The 13,669-nt window shown below is 59.9% G+C and carries 14 protein-coding genes; 12 read left to right on the top strand and 2 right to left on the bottom strand.

Features of this window, described 5'->3' with window-relative positions; all coding sequences use genetic code 11:
• Positions 1–55 precede the first annotated feature (55 nt).
• Positions 56–1,237: a 3-demethoxyubiquinol 3-hydroxylase gene (gene ubiF / locus AC6BYQ_RS11515; RefSeq protein ID WP_197667246.1), complete on the bottom strand. Its 1,182-nt coding sequence runs from the start codon at positions 1,235–1,237 to the stop codon at positions 56–58.
• 197 nt (positions 1,238–1,434) lie between these two features.
• Here ubiF and miaB point away from each other — a divergent pair, with 197 nt between their 5' ends.
• The 12 genes from miaB (at position 1,435) to AC6BYQ_RS11455 (ending at position 13,115) form a co-directional block, all read left to right on the top strand.
• Positions 1,435–2,859 (top strand): tRNA (N6-isopentenyl adenosine(37)-C2)-methylthiotransferase MiaB, encoded by a 1,425-nt coding sequence (gene miaB, locus AC6BYQ_RS11510; protein WP_038877474.1) that lies wholly within the window; start codon positions 1,435–1,437, stop codon positions 2,857–2,859.
• 120 nt (positions 2,860–2,979) lie between these two features.
• Positions 2,980–3,315 carry a zinc ribbon domain-containing protein YjdM gene (locus AC6BYQ_RS11505; RefSeq protein WP_004939967.1) on the top strand — a complete coding sequence of 112 codons (336 nt, stop codon included), beginning with the start codon at positions 2,980–2,982 and terminating at the stop codon, positions 3,313–3,315.
• 234 nt (positions 3,316–3,549) lie between these two features.
• Positions 3,550–4,605, top strand: a complete 1,056-nt coding sequence (locus AC6BYQ_RS11500) for a PhoH family protein (protein ID WP_004939969.1) — start codon at positions 3,550–3,552, stop codon at positions 4,603–4,605.
• Entirely contained in the window at positions 4,602–5,075 is a 474-nt protein-coding gene (gene ybeY, locus AC6BYQ_RS11495) for an rRNA maturation RNase YbeY (RefSeq protein WP_004939970.1), read from the top strand. Before AC6BYQ_RS11500 ends, ybeY begins: the two co-directional genes overlap by 4 nt.
• 84 nt (positions 5,076–5,159) lie before the next feature.
• Positions 5,160–6,038 (top strand): CNNM family magnesium/cobalt transport protein CorC, encoded by an 879-nt coding sequence (gene corC / locus AC6BYQ_RS11490; RefSeq protein ID WP_004939973.1) that lies wholly within the window; start codon positions 5,160–5,162, stop codon positions 6,036–6,038.
• A 7-nt stretch (positions 6,039–6,045) separates the two neighbouring features.
• On the top strand, positions 6,046–7,575 hold the full coding sequence (gene lnt, locus AC6BYQ_RS11485; protein ID WP_063918893.1) for an apolipoprotein N-acyltransferase: 1,530 nt from the start codon (positions 6,046–6,048) through the stop codon (positions 7,573–7,575).
• A 391-nt stretch (positions 7,576–7,966) separates the two neighbouring features.
• The gene (locus AC6BYQ_RS11480) at positions 7,967–8,863 is read left to right on the top strand and encodes an amino acid ABC transporter substrate-binding protein (RefSeq protein ID WP_019454073.1); all 897 of its coding nucleotides are present in this window, start codon (positions 7,967–7,969) and stop codon (positions 8,861–8,863) included.
• Positions 8,864–9,076: 213 nt separating this feature from the next.
• Positions 9,077–9,817, top strand: coding sequence for an amino acid ABC transporter permease (locus AC6BYQ_RS11475; protein ID WP_019454074.1), 741 nt, complete (start codon positions 9,077–9,079; stop codon positions 9,815–9,817).
• Positions 9,817–10,491, top strand: coding sequence for a glutamate/aspartate ABC transporter permease GltK (gltK, locus tag AC6BYQ_RS11470; protein ID WP_019454075.1), 675 nt, complete (start codon positions 9,817–9,819; stop codon positions 10,489–10,491). The genes AC6BYQ_RS11475 and gltK overlap by 1 nt, the downstream gene beginning before the upstream one ends.
• Positions 10,491–11,216 (top strand): amino acid ABC transporter ATP-binding protein, encoded by a 726-nt coding sequence (locus tag AC6BYQ_RS11465; RefSeq protein ID WP_019454076.1) that lies wholly within the window; start codon positions 10,491–10,493, stop codon positions 11,214–11,216. Before gltK ends, AC6BYQ_RS11465 begins: the two co-directional genes overlap by 1 nt.
• A gap of 113 nt (positions 11,217–11,329) precedes the next feature.
• The gene (rihA, locus tag AC6BYQ_RS11460; RefSeq protein WP_498056893.1) at positions 11,330–12,262 is read left to right on the top strand and encodes a pyrimidine-specific ribonucleoside hydrolase RihA; all 933 of its coding nucleotides are present in this window, start codon (positions 11,330–11,332) and stop codon (positions 12,260–12,262) included.
• Between the two features lie 148 nt (positions 12,263–12,410).
• Complete coding sequence (locus tag AC6BYQ_RS11455) at positions 12,411–13,115, top strand: FMN-dependent NADH-azoreductase (protein WP_019454078.1); 705 nt, start codon at positions 12,411–12,413, stop codon at positions 13,113–13,115.
• A gap of 40 nt (positions 13,116–13,155) precedes the next feature.
• On the opposite strand, the gene AC6BYQ_RS11450 is transcribed toward AC6BYQ_RS11455, so the two are convergent.
• Complete coding sequence (locus tag AC6BYQ_RS11450) at positions 13,156–13,638, bottom strand: zinc ribbon-containing protein (protein ID WP_019454079.1); 483 nt, start codon at positions 13,636–13,638, stop codon at positions 13,156–13,158.
• Between the last annotated feature and the right edge of the window lie 31 nt (positions 13,639–13,669).

Here is a 13,669-nt window from a genome sequence, read left to right as displayed (position 1 = left end):
GCTGTCTGGCGTTCAGCCAAGCCTAACGGGCTCAGCCGCCGCTGAGCCCTGCCGGTTACAATCCCAAGGCGTATTTCAACGCATGCTCTTTCAGCTTGCCCGCCCGCTGCGCGGCCATCAGCGCCAAATTGCGCGCCACGTTCAGCGGCGCCAGGTTATTGCTGAACGCGGTATAAAACAGATCCATGCCGCTCTGCATCAGCAGATTGTCGGTACGGCGGCGGCGCTGATAGCGCAGCAGTACCGCCTCGCTGCTCCAGTCCTCTCCCTGCTCCCGCGCCTCGCTCAATACGTTCAGCAAGGCATCCACGTCGCGATACCCCAGATTGACGCCCTGCCCCGCCAGCGGATTGATGGTATGCGCCGCATCCCCCAACAACGCCAGCCCCGGCAGCACGTAACGCTGCGCATGGCGGCGCGTCAGCGGGAACGATCCGGCGGCGTGCACCTTGACCGGCCCCAGCCGCGGCGGGAAGGCGGTGGCGATCTCACGCTCCAGCTGCGCCGGCGGCATCGCCTGCAGTTGGCGAATGCGCTGCGGGCTGTCATACCACACCAGCGACGCCCAGCTGTCGTACAGCGGCAGGAAGGCGCGCGGCCCGGACGGGAAGAAGCGCTGCCAGGTCACATCCTGCTGCGGCGCGCCGGTATCGACGGTGATCAACATGCACGCCTGGCGATACTGCCAGCCGTTGGTGCCGATCGCCGCCAGCTTGCGCACCTGCGAGTTGGCGCCGTCGGCGCCGACAACCAGGCGCGCCTGCAGCGTTTCACCGCTATCCAGCGTCAGCTGCCACGCCTTGTCCGCCCGCTGCAACGATTGCAGCCTGGCGGGGCACAGCAGCGTCAAATTGGCGCACTGCGCGAACTGCTGCCACAGCGCCAGCTGCAGAATGCGGTTTTCCACCATGAAGCCCAGCTCCGGCAGCCCCAGTGACAGCGCATCGAACGCCACCCGCGACGATTCCCATTCCCAGGTCTCCAGCCGGCGATACGGCGCCGTGCGCATCGCCGTCACTGCGGGCCAGGCGCCAAGCTGTTTCAGCAGCCCCACCGAGGTGCAGCCGATAGCGGAAATGCGCAGGTCCGGCGGGCTTTGCGCCTCGAACGCCTGCGGCGCCTGATGTTCCAGCAACGCCACCGACCAGCCCGCCTGCGCCAGCCCGAGAGCCGCCGCCGCGCCGACCATACCGCCGCCCACCACCACCGCGTCATACCGATTTTGAGATGTCTTCATATTGGCTATGTTTTCTGTGTGAATGCTCACCATCCCACCCGGCATGGCGTTTTGCGCAGTGTACCGGATTTTCGCTTCGGCTTCAGGTTGCGTGCCATTTTCCCCCGCGCTGGTCACAACGGCGGCAAATGATTACAATACGCGCCCTGCATGTCGCGTAACGCAACTTTCGCTCCGCACTGAGTAATGGCAAGTCAATGACGAAAAAACTACATATCAAAACCTGGGGCTGCCAGATGAATGAGTACGATTCATCGAAAATGGCCGACCTGTTGAACAGCACGCACGGCTTCGAGTGGACCGAAAACGCCGAAGAAGCGGACGTGCTGTTGCTGAACACCTGCTCGATCCGCGAAAAAGCGCAGGAGAAAGTTTTCGCCATGCTGGGGCGCTGGCGCTTGCTGAAAGAGAAGAACCCGTCGGTGATCATCGGCGTCGGCGGTTGCGTGGCCTCGCAAGAAGGCGAACTTATCCGCAGCCGCGCGCCTTGCGTCGACGTGGTATTCGGCCCGCAGACCCTGCACCGCCTGCCGGAAATGATCAACCACGTCCAGGGCACCCGCAGCCCGGTGGTCGACATCAGCTTCCCGGAGATCGAAAAATTCGACCGTCTGCCGGAACCGCGCGCCGAAGGCCCGACCGCCTTCGTGTCTATCATGGAAGGCTGCAACAAATACTGTACCTTCTGCGTGGTGCCTTACACCCGCGGGGAGGAAGTGAGCCGCCCGAGCGACGACGTGCTGTTCGAAATCGCCCAGCTGGCGGCGCAGGGCGTGCGCGAAGTCAACCTGCTCGGCCAAAACGTCAACGCTTACCGCGGCGCCACGCATGACGGCGAGATCTGCTCGTTCGCCGAACTGCTGCGCCTGGTGGCGGCCATCGACGGCATCGATCGCATTCGCTTCACCACCAGCCACCCGATCGAGTTCACCGACGACATCATCGCGGTGTACGAAGACACGCCGGAGCTGGTCAGCTTCCTGCACCTGCCGGTGCAGAGCGGTTCGGATCGCATCCTGACCATGATGAAACGCGCCCACACCGCGCTGGAGTACAAGGCGATTATCCGCAAGCTGCGCAAGGCGCGGCCGGCCATTCAGCTCAGCTCCGATTTCATCGTCGGTTTCCCGGGCGAGAGCCAGGCCGACTTCGAACAGACCATGAATCTGATCGCCGACGTCAACTTCGACGTCAGCTTCAGCTTCATCTATTCGTCGCGCCCGGGCACCCCGGCGGCGGACATGGTCGACGACGTCAGCGAAGAAGAGAAAAAACAGCGGCTGTACATTCTGCAGGATCGCATCAACCAGCAGGCGCTGCAGTTCAGCCGCCGCATGCTCGGCACCGTGCAGCGCATTCTGGTGGAAGGCACCTCGCGCAAAAGCGTGATGGAGCTGGCCGGGCGCACCGAATGCAACCGTGTGGTAAACTTCGAAGGCACGCCCGACATGATCGGCCAGTTTGTCGACGTGGAAATTACCGAGGTGCTGACCAACACCCTGCGTGGCGCAGTGGTGCGCACCGAGCAGCAGATGGATCTGCGCGTACATGAATCCCCGCAGTCGGTGATCGCCCGTACCCGCAAAGAAAACGCGCTGGGCGTCGGCATTTACCAGCCCTGACGCCGCGGCGGCTCGCCTTATCGCCGCCCATTCGCGCTACTCCTTACCGTTTCTCCGCCGGGCGCCCGCGCCCGGTGATTTTCTTTTTTTATTTTTTTATTGTTGAAGAGGCGACATAACATGCAACTCCCACACTGCCCGAAGTGCAACTCCGAATACACCTACCAGGACAATGCCCTGTTCATCTGCCCTGAGTGCGCCCACGAGTGGAGCGACAGCGCCCCGGCGGAAGACCAGGACGCGCTGATCGTCAAAGACGCCAACGGCAACCTGCTGGCGGATGGCGACGCGGTCACCGTGATCAAGGACCTGAAGGTTAAAGGCAGCTCCTCGATGCTGAAGATCGGCACCAAGGTGAAAAACATTCGCCTGGTGGAAGGCGATCACAACATCGACTGCAAAATCGACGGCTTCGGCCCGATGAAGCTGAAATCCGAGTTCGTGAAAAAGAACTGATTTCCGCCGGCCTTGTTCTGTGATGACGCGGCGGGCTTTGCGCCCCGCCGCGTTTTTTCCTTATCTTCCCTTGAATTCCGCCGGCGGCGCACAGATAGATCAGCGGTAAACTTGCGCCGTTGCGGCGCACCATGAATAATTCAAGAAAGAGAGTATTCAGGCTCGTCCTGAACGCGCGCGTCCCGGACGCGCTATGTGACATCAACCAGGCCCGATGTGACCTAGAGGAATAGTTTGAACGTCGCAACACAAGAAATTTTGTTAGAGCCCGCAGACAACCAGCGTTTGCTCAGCCTGTGCGGCCCGTTTGATGACAACATCAAGCAGCTCGAGCGCCGATTGGGCATCGAAATCAATCGCCGCGACAACCGTTTCAAGCTGGTCGGCAAGAACCTGTGCGTGGTCGCCGCCGCCGATATCCTGCGCCATCTGTACGTGGATACCGCGCCGATTCGCGGCGTGATCCCGGATATCGATCCGGAGCAAATCCATCTGGCTATCAAAGAGAGCCGGGTGCTGGAACAGGTCGCCGACAGCGTGCCGGATTACGGCAAGGCGGTCACCATCAAAACCAAGCGCGGCATGGTGAAACCGCGCACGCCTAACCAGGCGCAATACATCGCCAACATTCTCGATCACGACATCACCTTCGGCATCGGCCCGGCGGGTACCGGCAAAACCTACCTGGCGGTCGCCGCTGCGGTGGATGCGCTGGAGCGTCAGGAAATTCGCCGCATTCTGCTGACCCGCCCTGCGGTCGAAGCCGGCGAAAAACTGGGCTTCCTACCGGGCGATCTGAGCCAGAAGGTCGATCCTTACCTGCGCCCGCTGTACGATGCCCTGTTCGAAATGCTGGGCTTCGAGCGCGTGGAGAAGCTCATCGAGCGCAACGTGATCGAAGTCGCGCCGCTGGCCTACATGCGCGGCCGCACGCTGAACGACGCCTTTATCATTCTGGATGAGAGCCAGAACACCACCATCGAACAGATGAAGATGTTCCTGACGCGCATCGGCTTCAACTCGAAGGCGGTCATCACCGGCGACGTCACCCAGATCGACCTGCCGCGCAACCAGAAATCCGGCCTGCGCCACGCGGTGGAAGTGCTGTCGGACGTGGAAGAGCTGAGCTTCAACTTCTTCCACAGCGAAGACGTGGTGCGCCACCCGGTGGTGGCCCGCGTGGTCATCGCCTACGAGGCCTGGGAAGCGGCCGAACAGAAACGCAAAGACGCGATTGCCGAACAACGTAAGCGCGAGGCGCTCGCCGCCTCCGAGCAGGAGACACCATGAGTCAGGTGATTTTGGATCTGCAGATTGCCTGTGAAAGCAGCGACGGCCTGCCGGATGAAGCCACTTTCCAGCGCTGGCTGGAAGGCGTGCTGCCGCAATTTCAGGAAGAAGCCGAGGTGACCGTACGTCTGGTGGACGAAGCGGAAAGCCACGAGCTGAACCTGACCTACCGCGGCAAAGACAAGCCGACCAACGTGCTCTCTTTCCCGTTCGAGGCCCCGCCGGGCATCGAGCTGCCGCTGCTCGGCGATCTGATCATCTGCCGCCAGGTGGTTGAACAGGAAGCGATTGAGCAAGGCAAAGCGCTGGAGGCCCACTGGGCGCATATGGTTGTCCACGGCAGCCTTCATCTGCTAGGGTATGACCACATCGAAGACGATGAAGCCGAAGAAATGGAGTCTTTGGAAACCGAAATCATGCACGGACTGGGCTATCCTGATCCGTACCTGGCGGAAAAAGACCCCGTCTGACGTCAGCCGTGTATCCCACAGCCCCCTGCGGGGCTGTCGCTGACGCCCCTTAACTCTGACATGAGTGACAGTAACGAAAACGCCATGAGCGACGACCATTCACAAAGCAATGACAGCCCCAGTCCCAAGAAGGGGTTCTTTACTCTTATCCTTAACCAGCTGTTCCACGGCGAGCCCAAAAACCGTGGCGATCTGGTCGAGCTGATCCGTGATTCCGAACAAAACGACCTGATCGATCCCGATACCCGCGACATGCTGGAAGGCGTGATGGATATCGCCGAGCAGCGCGTGCGCGACATCATGATCCCCCGCTCCCAGATGGTGACGCTCAAGCGTAACCAAACGCTGGAAGAGTGCCTGGACGTGATTATCGACTCCGCCCACTCGCGCTTCCCGGTGATCAGCGAAGACAAAGATCACATCGAAGGCATCCTGATGGCCAAGGATCTGCTGCCATTCATGCGCGCAGACTCCGAGCCGTTCAGCATCGACAAGGTGCTGCGCACCGCGGTGGTGGTGCCGGAAAGCAAGCGCGTCGACCGCATGCTGAAAGAGTTCCGCTCCCAGCGCTACCACATGGCGATTGTCATTGACGAATTCGGCGGCGTGTCCGGCCTGGTCACCATCGAAGATATTCTGGAACTGATCGTCGGCGAGATCGAAGACGAATACGACGACGAAGACGATCTGGATATCCGCCAGCTCAGCCGCCACATGTATACCGTGCGGGCGTTGGCGCCGATCGAAGACTTCAACGAAGCCTTCGGCACCCATTTCAGCGACGACGAGGTCGATACCATCGGCGGTTTGGTGATGCAGGCCTTCGGTCACCTGCCGGCGCGCGGGGAAACCATTGAAATCGAAGGTTACCTATTTAAAGTTGCCATGGCCGACAGTCGACGTATCATCCAGGTTCATGTAAAAATTCCGGACGATTCTCCACCACCGAAACTGGAAGATTAAATCCAACATGGCTAAAGCCTCATTGCTTGAACGCCAGCGGGTTCGCGCCCTGCTGGCGCTGTTGTCAGGCGCCGGCGGGACGCTGGCGTTCTCCCCCTACGATTTCTGGCCTGCGGCCATCGTCTCCCTGTTCGGCCTGCTGGCCGTTACCCTCAATCGCACCACCAAACAGTCCGCCCTGCTCGGCTTTATCTGGGGCTTCGGGCTGTTCGGCAGCGGCATCAACTGGGTGTATGTCAGCATCGCCGATTTCGGCGGCATGCCGTTCGCCGTCAACGTCTTCCTGGTGGTGCTGCTCGCCGCTTACCTGTCGCTGTATACCGGGCTGTTCGCCGGGCTGCTGACGCGCCTGTGGCCGGCTACCCGCTGGTGGCGGCTGGCCCTCGCCGCACCGGCGCTGTGGCAGGTAACCGAATTCCTGCGCGGCTGGGTGCTGACCGGCTTCCCCTGGCTGCAGTTCGGCTACAGCCAGATCAACGGCCCGCTGAAGGGCATCGCGCCGCTGCTGGGCGTCGACGCCATCACCTTTATGCTGATGTCCATCGCCGGCCTGCTGGTGTACGCCGTCAATCAGCGCCGCCTCTCGGCTGCGGTGATCGCCGCCGCGCTGCTGCTGTTGCCGTGGCCGCTGCGCCAGCTGCATTGGTTTACTCCGCAGCCGGATAAAGCGGTGAACGTCGCCATGGTGCAGGGCAACATTCCCCAGTCGATGAAGTGGGATCCGAGCATTCTGCTCAGCACGCTGCAAACCTATCTGGATGAAACGCGCCCTTATATGGGCAAAGCGCCGATCATCATCTGGCCGGAATCCGCCATCCCTGACTTCGAGCCGCGTCAGAACGGCTTCCTGACCATGATGGATGACCTGATGCGGGCGAAGAACAGCAGCCTGATCACGGGGATTGTCGATGCGCGCGCCACCCCGCAGGGCGTGCAGGAATACAACAGCGCCATCGTGCTCGGCGAACCGACGCCGTACAGCTACCCGGCCAAAGATCGCTACAACAAACACCACCTGGTGCCGTTTGGCGAATTCGTGCCGCTGGGTGAGCTGCTGCGCCCTATCGCACCGTTCTTCAATCTGCCGATGTCCGGTTTCAGCCGCGGCGACTATGTGCAGCCGCAGCTCAGCGTGCGCGGTTACAACCTGACGGCGGCGATCTGCTACGAGATCGTGCTGGGCCAGCAGGTGCGCGATAACTTCCGCCCGGACACCAACTTCCTGCTGACCATCTCCAACGACGCCTGGTTCGGCCACTCCATCGGTCCGTGGCAACACTTCCAGATGGCGCGCATGCGCGCGTTGGAGCTCGGCCGGCCGCTGCTGCGCAGCACCAATAACGGCGTTACCGCCGCGGTGGACGCCAACGGCGAGGTGATCGCCGAAATCCCGCAGTTCACCCGCAAGGTGCTCGAAGTGAAGGTCACGCCGACCACCGGCGTCACGCCTTACGCGCGTTTCGGCGGCACGCCGCTGTGGGTGATCACCCTGCTGCTGGGCGGTTGGGCGTTGATGCTGGGCCTGCGCCGCAAATAGTCCTCTTCGCCGGGGCGCGCCCGCCGCGCCCCGCGTTCCCGTCAATATTCCTCCCCGGTTAGAAAACGCCGTTAAATCAACGCGGCTGGCACACTCCTTGCTTTATCTATGGCGACTTCGCGCGCCGGTTTACTTTTGCTGACGTTTTGTCGCACTCGTGCACATTTTGGGTGCATCTGACGCACCGCACGGGTGCTTCAGGGTTTTGTTGCATTGATTTGGTGCGCGCGGCGTCTCAAAAAATGAAACATTTTAGTTTCAAGGTATTCACAATCGGTTATTTTTTAACGGCTATCTGTTCTAAGACTATCTTTATAATTTGAGCAATAAATAGTCGATTTAACCTGACGCTCTTTAGTCAGAGCCACCACAACAGCAAAGGAGTTGGACTATGCAAATGCGTAAATTGGCGTTATCGTTACTGCTGCTCGGTGCGGCAGGTAGCGTGGCGCACGCGGAAGACCTGACCGGTACGCTGAAGAAAATCAAAGACAATGGCGTGATCGTTGTCGGCCACCGCGAATCGTCAGTGCCCTTTTCCTACTACGACAACCAACAAAAAGTTGTGGGCTACTCTCAGGACTACTCCAACCAAATCGTTGAAGCTGTTAAGAAAAAGCTTAATGCACCGAATCTGCAGGTGAAAATGCTGCCGATTACCTCGCAGAACCGCATTCCGCTGCTGCAAAACGGCACCTATGACTTCGAGTGCGGCTCCACCACCAATAACCTCGAGCGCCAGAAACAGGCCGCCTTCTCCGACACCATTTTCGTGGTCGGCACCCGCTTGCTGGTGAAGAAAGGCTCCGACATCAAAGACTTTAAAGACCTGGCCGGCAAACCGGTGGTCGTTACCTCCGGCACCACCTCCGAAGTGCTGCTGAACAAGCTGAACGACAGCGACAAAATGAACATGCGCATCATCAGCGCCAAAGACCATGGCGACTCCTTCCGCACCCTGGAAAGCGGCCGCGCGGTGGCCTTTATGATGGATGACGCCCTGCTGGCGGGTGAGCGCGCCAAGGCCAAGAAGCCGGATCAGTGGGAAATCATCGGCACGCCGCAGTCGAAAGAAGCTTACGGCTGCATGCTGCGTAAAGACGATCCTGCGTTCAAGAAACTGGTCGATGACACCATCGTCCAGGCGCAAACCTCCGGCGAAGCGGCCAAGTGGTTTGATAAATGGTTCAAGCAGCCTATTCCACCGAAAAACCTCAACATGAACTTCGAACTGTCGGACGACATGAAGCAGCTGTTCAAAGAACCTAACGACAAGGCATTGAACTAAATAGAATGACAGCCGGAGCGGCCGCCAGGCCAAACCGGCCCAGTTGATGACTGGGACAGACAGGTATGAGGGGGGCCGTTCCCCTCCCTCATTTTCCCCAAGGCGCATCACCGACCTCCGCACACAATAAGCCAGCCAGACTGGCCGCGCGGTGATCGGCGCTCATCAAGTCATCAATCTTCGGCGCTCTGCGCCCGTTTACCGGAGTTTGTTATGTCAATAGATTGGAACTGGGGTATCTTCCTGCAGCAGGCCCCGTTTGGGAACACCACATACCTCGGCTGGATCTGGTCCGGCTTTCAGGTCACGGTGGCCCTCTCCGTCTGTGCATGGATTATCGCTTTCTTCGTCGGTTCGCTGTTCGGTATCTTGCGTACCGTACCCAACCGCTTTCTTTCCGCCCTCGGCACCTGTTACGTCGAACTGTTCCGCAACGTGCCGCTGATCGTGCAATTCTTTACCTGGTATCTGGTGATCCCCGAACTGTTGCCGGCCAATATCGGCACCTGGTTTAAAAGCGAGCTGGATCCCAACGTGCAGTTCTTCGTCTCCTCCATGCTCTGCCTGGGGCTGTTTACCGCCGCCCGCGTTTGCGAGCAGGTGCGCGCCGCCATTCAATCCCTGCCGCGCGGCCAGAAAGCGGCCGGGCTGGCGATGGGCCTGACGCTGCCGCAAACCTACCGCTACGTGCTGCTGCCGAACGCCTACCGGGTGATCGTGCCGCCGATGACCTCGGAGATGCTCAACCTGGTCAAAAACTCTGCCATCGCCTCAACCATCGGGCTGGTGGACATGGCCGCACAGGCCGGCAAGCTGTTGGATTACTCCGCACACGCCTATGAATCCTTTACCGCCATCACGCTGGCTTATATCGGCATCAACGCCGTTATCATGCTGTTTATGCGTCTGGTCGAAAAGAAAGTGCAGTTGCCTGGCAACCTGGGGAGTAAATAATGTACGAATTTGACTGGGCGTCGATCGTCCCAAGCTTCCCTTTCCTGCTGCAGGGCATGGCGATCACGCTGAAGATCACCGTGACCGCCATCGTGGTCGGCATCCTGTGGGGCACCGTGCTGGCGGTGATGCGTCTGTCGCCGTTCAAGCCGATCAGCTGGTTCGCCACCCTGTACGTCAACCTGTTCCGCTCGGTGCCGCTGGTGATGGTGCTGCTGTGGTTCTATCTGGTGGTTCCAAGCTTATTACAACAGGTTCTAGGGTTGTCGCCGAAAACCGATATTCGCCTGATCTCGGCTATGGTAGCCTTTTCGCTGTTTGAAGCGGCCTATTACTCAGAAATCATCCGCGCCGGCATTATCAGCATCTCGCGCGGCCAATCCTCCGCCGCGCTGGCGCTGGGCATGACCCACTGGCAATCCATGCGGCTGGTGATCCTGCCGCAGGCGTTTCGTGCCATGGTGCCGCTGCTGCTGACTCAGGGCATCGTGCTGTTCCAGGATACGTCGCTGGTTTACGTTCTGAGCCTGGCCGACTTCTTCCGCACCGCATCGACCATCGGCGAACGCGACGGCACCCAGGTTGAAATGATCCTGTTCGCCGGCTTTGTCTATTTTGTTATCAGCCTCGCCGCCTCGGCGCTGGTAAGCTATTTGAAGAAAAGGACTGTTTGATGATATCCCTGAAAAATGTTTCTAAGTGGTACGGTCACTTTCAGGTGTTGACCGATTGCACCACCGAAGTGAAAAAAGGCGAAGTGGTCGTCGTCTGCGGTCCTTCAGGTTCCGGCAAGTCCACCCTGATCAAAACCGTCAACGGCCTTGAGCCGATCCAGCAGGGCGATATCCTGGTGAACGGCACGCCGGTCAACGACAAGAAAACCAATCTGGCGCAGCTGCGCGCCAAGGTCGGCATGGTGTTCCAACACTTTGAGCTGTTCCCGCATCTGTCGATCATCGACAACCTGACGCTGGCGCAGGTGAAAGTGCTCAAGCGCGACAAAACCGCCTCACGCGAGAAGGGGCTGAAGCTGCTGGAACGCGTCGGCCTTTCCGCCCACGCCAACAAGTTCCCCGGTCAGCTGTCCGGCGGCCAGCAGCAGCGCGTCGCCATCGCCCGCGCGCTGTGCATGGATCCGATCGCCATGCTGTTCGATGAACCGACCTCGGCGCTCGATCCGGAAATGATCAATGAAGTGCTGGACGTAATGGTCGAGCTGGCGAACGAAGGCATGACCATGATGGTGGTGACCCACGAAATGGGCTTCGCCCGCAAAGTGGCGAACCGGGTGATCTTTATGGACGAAGGCAAAATCGTCGAAGACCGCAACAAAGACGATTTCTTCAACAACCCCGAATCCGAGCGCGCCAAGGACTTCCTGGCCAAGATCCTGCACTAAGTTCTCTCTATGCGCCCCGCCAGGGGCGCATCTTTTCTCCCGGCACTAAAAGCGCTTGTTTCTCCCCGGTTTTGATCCGATGCTCGCAGGATAACAAACAGAGGAGAAAGAACATGCCCCGCCCTATTATCATCGATTGCGATCCCGGCCTCGACGACGCCATCGCGCTGGCCATGGCGCTGCGTTCGCCGGAGCTGGACGTCAAAGCCATTACCACCTCCGCCGGCAACCAGACGCCGGAGAAAACCCTGCATAACGCGCTGGGTCTGTTGACCCTGATGCAGCGCGAAGACATTCCGGTCGCCGCCGGCGCCAGCGGCCCGCTGATGCGCGAACTGGTGATCGCCGACTATGTCCACGGCAAAACCGGCATGGGCAACACCCACCTGCCGACACCGACCCTCAAGCCCGATCCCCGCGGCGCCGTTGAGCTGATCGCCGACCTGCTGCGCGCCAGCCCGCAGCCGATCACCCTGGTGGTGACCGGCCCGATGACCAACATCGCCCTGCTGTTGGCCCAGCATGCCGAGCTGAAAAGCCGCATCGAACGCATCGTATTTATGGGCGGCGGCATGAACGCCGGCAATACCACGCCGGTGGCGGAATTCAATATCTTCGTCGATCCCGAAGCCGCCGAAATGGTGCTGAAATCCGGCGTGCCGCTGACCATGGCTGGGCTGAACGTCACCCATCAGGCGCTGGTGCTGCCGCAGGATATCGAGCGCATTCGTCAGATAGACAATCCGGTCGCCCAGGCGGTGGCGGAGATGCTCGATTTTTATCTGCCGCTGTACCTCAGCCATCCGCGCGGCCTGCCCGGCGCGGCGATGCACGATCCCTGCACCATCGCCTGGCTGCTGGCGCCGCAGCTGTTTACCGGCGTAGAACGCTGGGTGGGGGTGGAAACCAAAGGGGAATACACCGTCGGCATGACGATGGTGGACTATTTCCAGCAAACCGGCAAAGCGGCCAACGTGGAAGTGCTGACCGGCATCAACCGCGAAGGCTTTATCGATCTGCTGGCCGAGCGCTTAGCGCGTTATTGATCCCATCGGGGCGCGCTCGCGCCCCTCATTCAACTTTTTTGATTTAACTCAGCGAATTTTTGCGCTATCACTGTTCATGGCTTGCCTCTACCATGCGTTTACACCGACTGACATCGTTACCGATTAGACTTCGCCTGGAGATAAGCCAATGAGCCGCGTACTGGTCCTGAAATCAAGTATTCTGGGTGAATATTCCCAGTCTGGAAAATTAGTCGATTTTTTTGTTGAACAATGGCGTGAAACTCACCCTGAAGACACCTTTACCGTGCGCGATCTGGCCAACCCGACGCTGCCGGAGCTGGATGGCGAAGTGATGGCCGGTTTTACCGCCGGCGACAAACCGCTGACGCCGCACCAGCAAAGCACCCTGGCGCTGTCCGACGAGCTGATTGCCGAACTGAAATCACACGACACGCTGATCATCAGCGCGCCGATGTACAACTTCAATATCCCGACGCAGCTGAAGATCTACTTCGATCTGATCGCCCGCGCCGGTCAGACGTTCCGCTATACCTCCGCCGGCGCCGAAGGGCTGGTAACGGGCAAGAAAGCGATCGTCATCTCCAGCCGCGGCGGCATCCACGCCGACACGCCGACGGATCTGATCACGCCGTACGTGAAGCTGTTCCTGGGCTTTATCGGCATCACCGACGTTGAATTCGTGCTGGCAGAAGGCTTTGCCTACGGCCCGGAAGCGGCGGAAAAAGCCGCTCAGGACAGCCGCATCGCGGTCGCGCAGAAAATCCCGGCCGGCGTCGCCGTAGCGGCCAGCGCGCCGGCGCAAGCGGAAGCTGCCCCGACAACCGTCAGCGGCGGTTTCCTGAGCAACCTGCTGAAGAAACTGTTCCGTTAAACGCCGGCCTTAGCGTTCCCCGCCCTGACGGGGAACGTCATCAAGGTTCAAACGGCCGGCGCTGGAACTGGTCGTGGCCGCATTTCGGGCACAGCGGCAGCACTTCCGGGGTGTAAAAAGCCAGGTGATAGTGGCATTGCTCGCACACCAGATTGCCCAGCCCCACCACTTCACCGCTGTGGTAAACGCCGTGGTGGCTGACGTCCTTGAACACCTCGCGCCACTCCAGCTGGGTTTTGTCGGTGATATCCGCCAACTCCTGCCACAGACTCTCTTTGATCACCCGCATAAATACGCTGTCGGTAAATTCGTCCCGGCTCTCCTGGTAGCTGCGGGCAAACTCTTCCAGATCGCGCCGCACCGCCTGCGTCACCTGCCGCACCTCGTCGCGGGTCAGACCTTCGGCCTCGTTCAACCGCCGCTCCGCGCTGGCCACCAGGGCGTCGATATCTCGTTCACCGTTTTTCAGGCGTTCGGTCAGCGATGCCACCAATTCGCGGTAATACTGAGCAACCTTGTTCATAGACTCTCCTCGATAAACGCTGCGCCGGACT

Source organism: Serratia sp. LTN-2, from assembly GCF_059740205.1.
The sequence above is the reverse complement of the archived record's forward strand: the minus strand, read 5'-3'. Positions and strand labels throughout refer to the sequence as shown.

Excerpts from the sequence above, each read along its gene's own strand:
- AC6BYQ_RS11465 (WP_019454076.1), top strand. The coding sequence starts at position 10,491 with ATGATATCCCTGAAAAATGTTTCTAAGTGGTACGGTCACTTTCAGGTG.
- AC6BYQ_RS11455 (WP_019454078.1), top strand. The coding sequence starts at position 12,411 with ATGAGCCGCGTACTGGTCCTGAAATCAAGTATTCTGGGTGAATATTCC.
- lnt (WP_063918893.1), top strand. The coding sequence starts at position 6,046 with ATGGCTAAAGCCTCATTGCTTGAACGCCAGCGGGTTCGCGCCCTGCTG.
- gltK (WP_019454075.1), top strand. The coding sequence starts at position 9,817 with ATGTACGAATTTGACTGGGCGTCGATCGTCCCAAGCTTCCCTTTCCTG.
- ybeY (WP_004939970.1), top strand. The coding sequence starts at position 4,602 with ATGAGTCAGGTGATTTTGGATCTGCAGATTGCCTGTGAAAGCAGCGAC.
- miaB (WP_038877474.1), top strand. The coding sequence starts at position 1,435 with ATGACGAAAAAACTACATATCAAAACCTGGGGCTGCCAGATGAATGAG.
- AC6BYQ_RS11480 (WP_019454073.1), top strand. The coding sequence starts at position 7,967 with ATGCAAATGCGTAAATTGGCGTTATCGTTACTGCTGCTCGGTGCGGCA.
- AC6BYQ_RS11505 (WP_004939967.1), top strand. The coding sequence starts at position 2,980 with ATGCAACTCCCACACTGCCCGAAGTGCAACTCCGAATACACCTACCAG.
- AC6BYQ_RS11450 (WP_019454079.1), bottom strand. The coding sequence starts at position 13,638 with ATGAACAAGGTTGCTCAGTATTACCGCGAATTGGTGGCATCGCTGACC.
- AC6BYQ_RS11475 (WP_019454074.1), top strand. The coding sequence starts at position 9,077 with ATGTCAATAGATTGGAACTGGGGTATCTTCCTGCAGCAGGCCCCGTTT.
- ubiF (WP_197667246.1), bottom strand. The coding sequence starts at position 1,237 with ATGAAGACATCTCAAAATCGGTATGACGCGGTGGTGGTGGGCGGCGGT.
- rihA (WP_498056893.1), top strand. The coding sequence starts at position 11,330 with ATGCCCCGCCCTATTATCATCGATTGCGATCCCGGCCTCGACGACGCC.
- corC (WP_004939973.1), top strand. The coding sequence starts at position 5,160 with ATGAGCGACGACCATTCACAAAGCAATGACAGCCCCAGTCCCAAGAAG.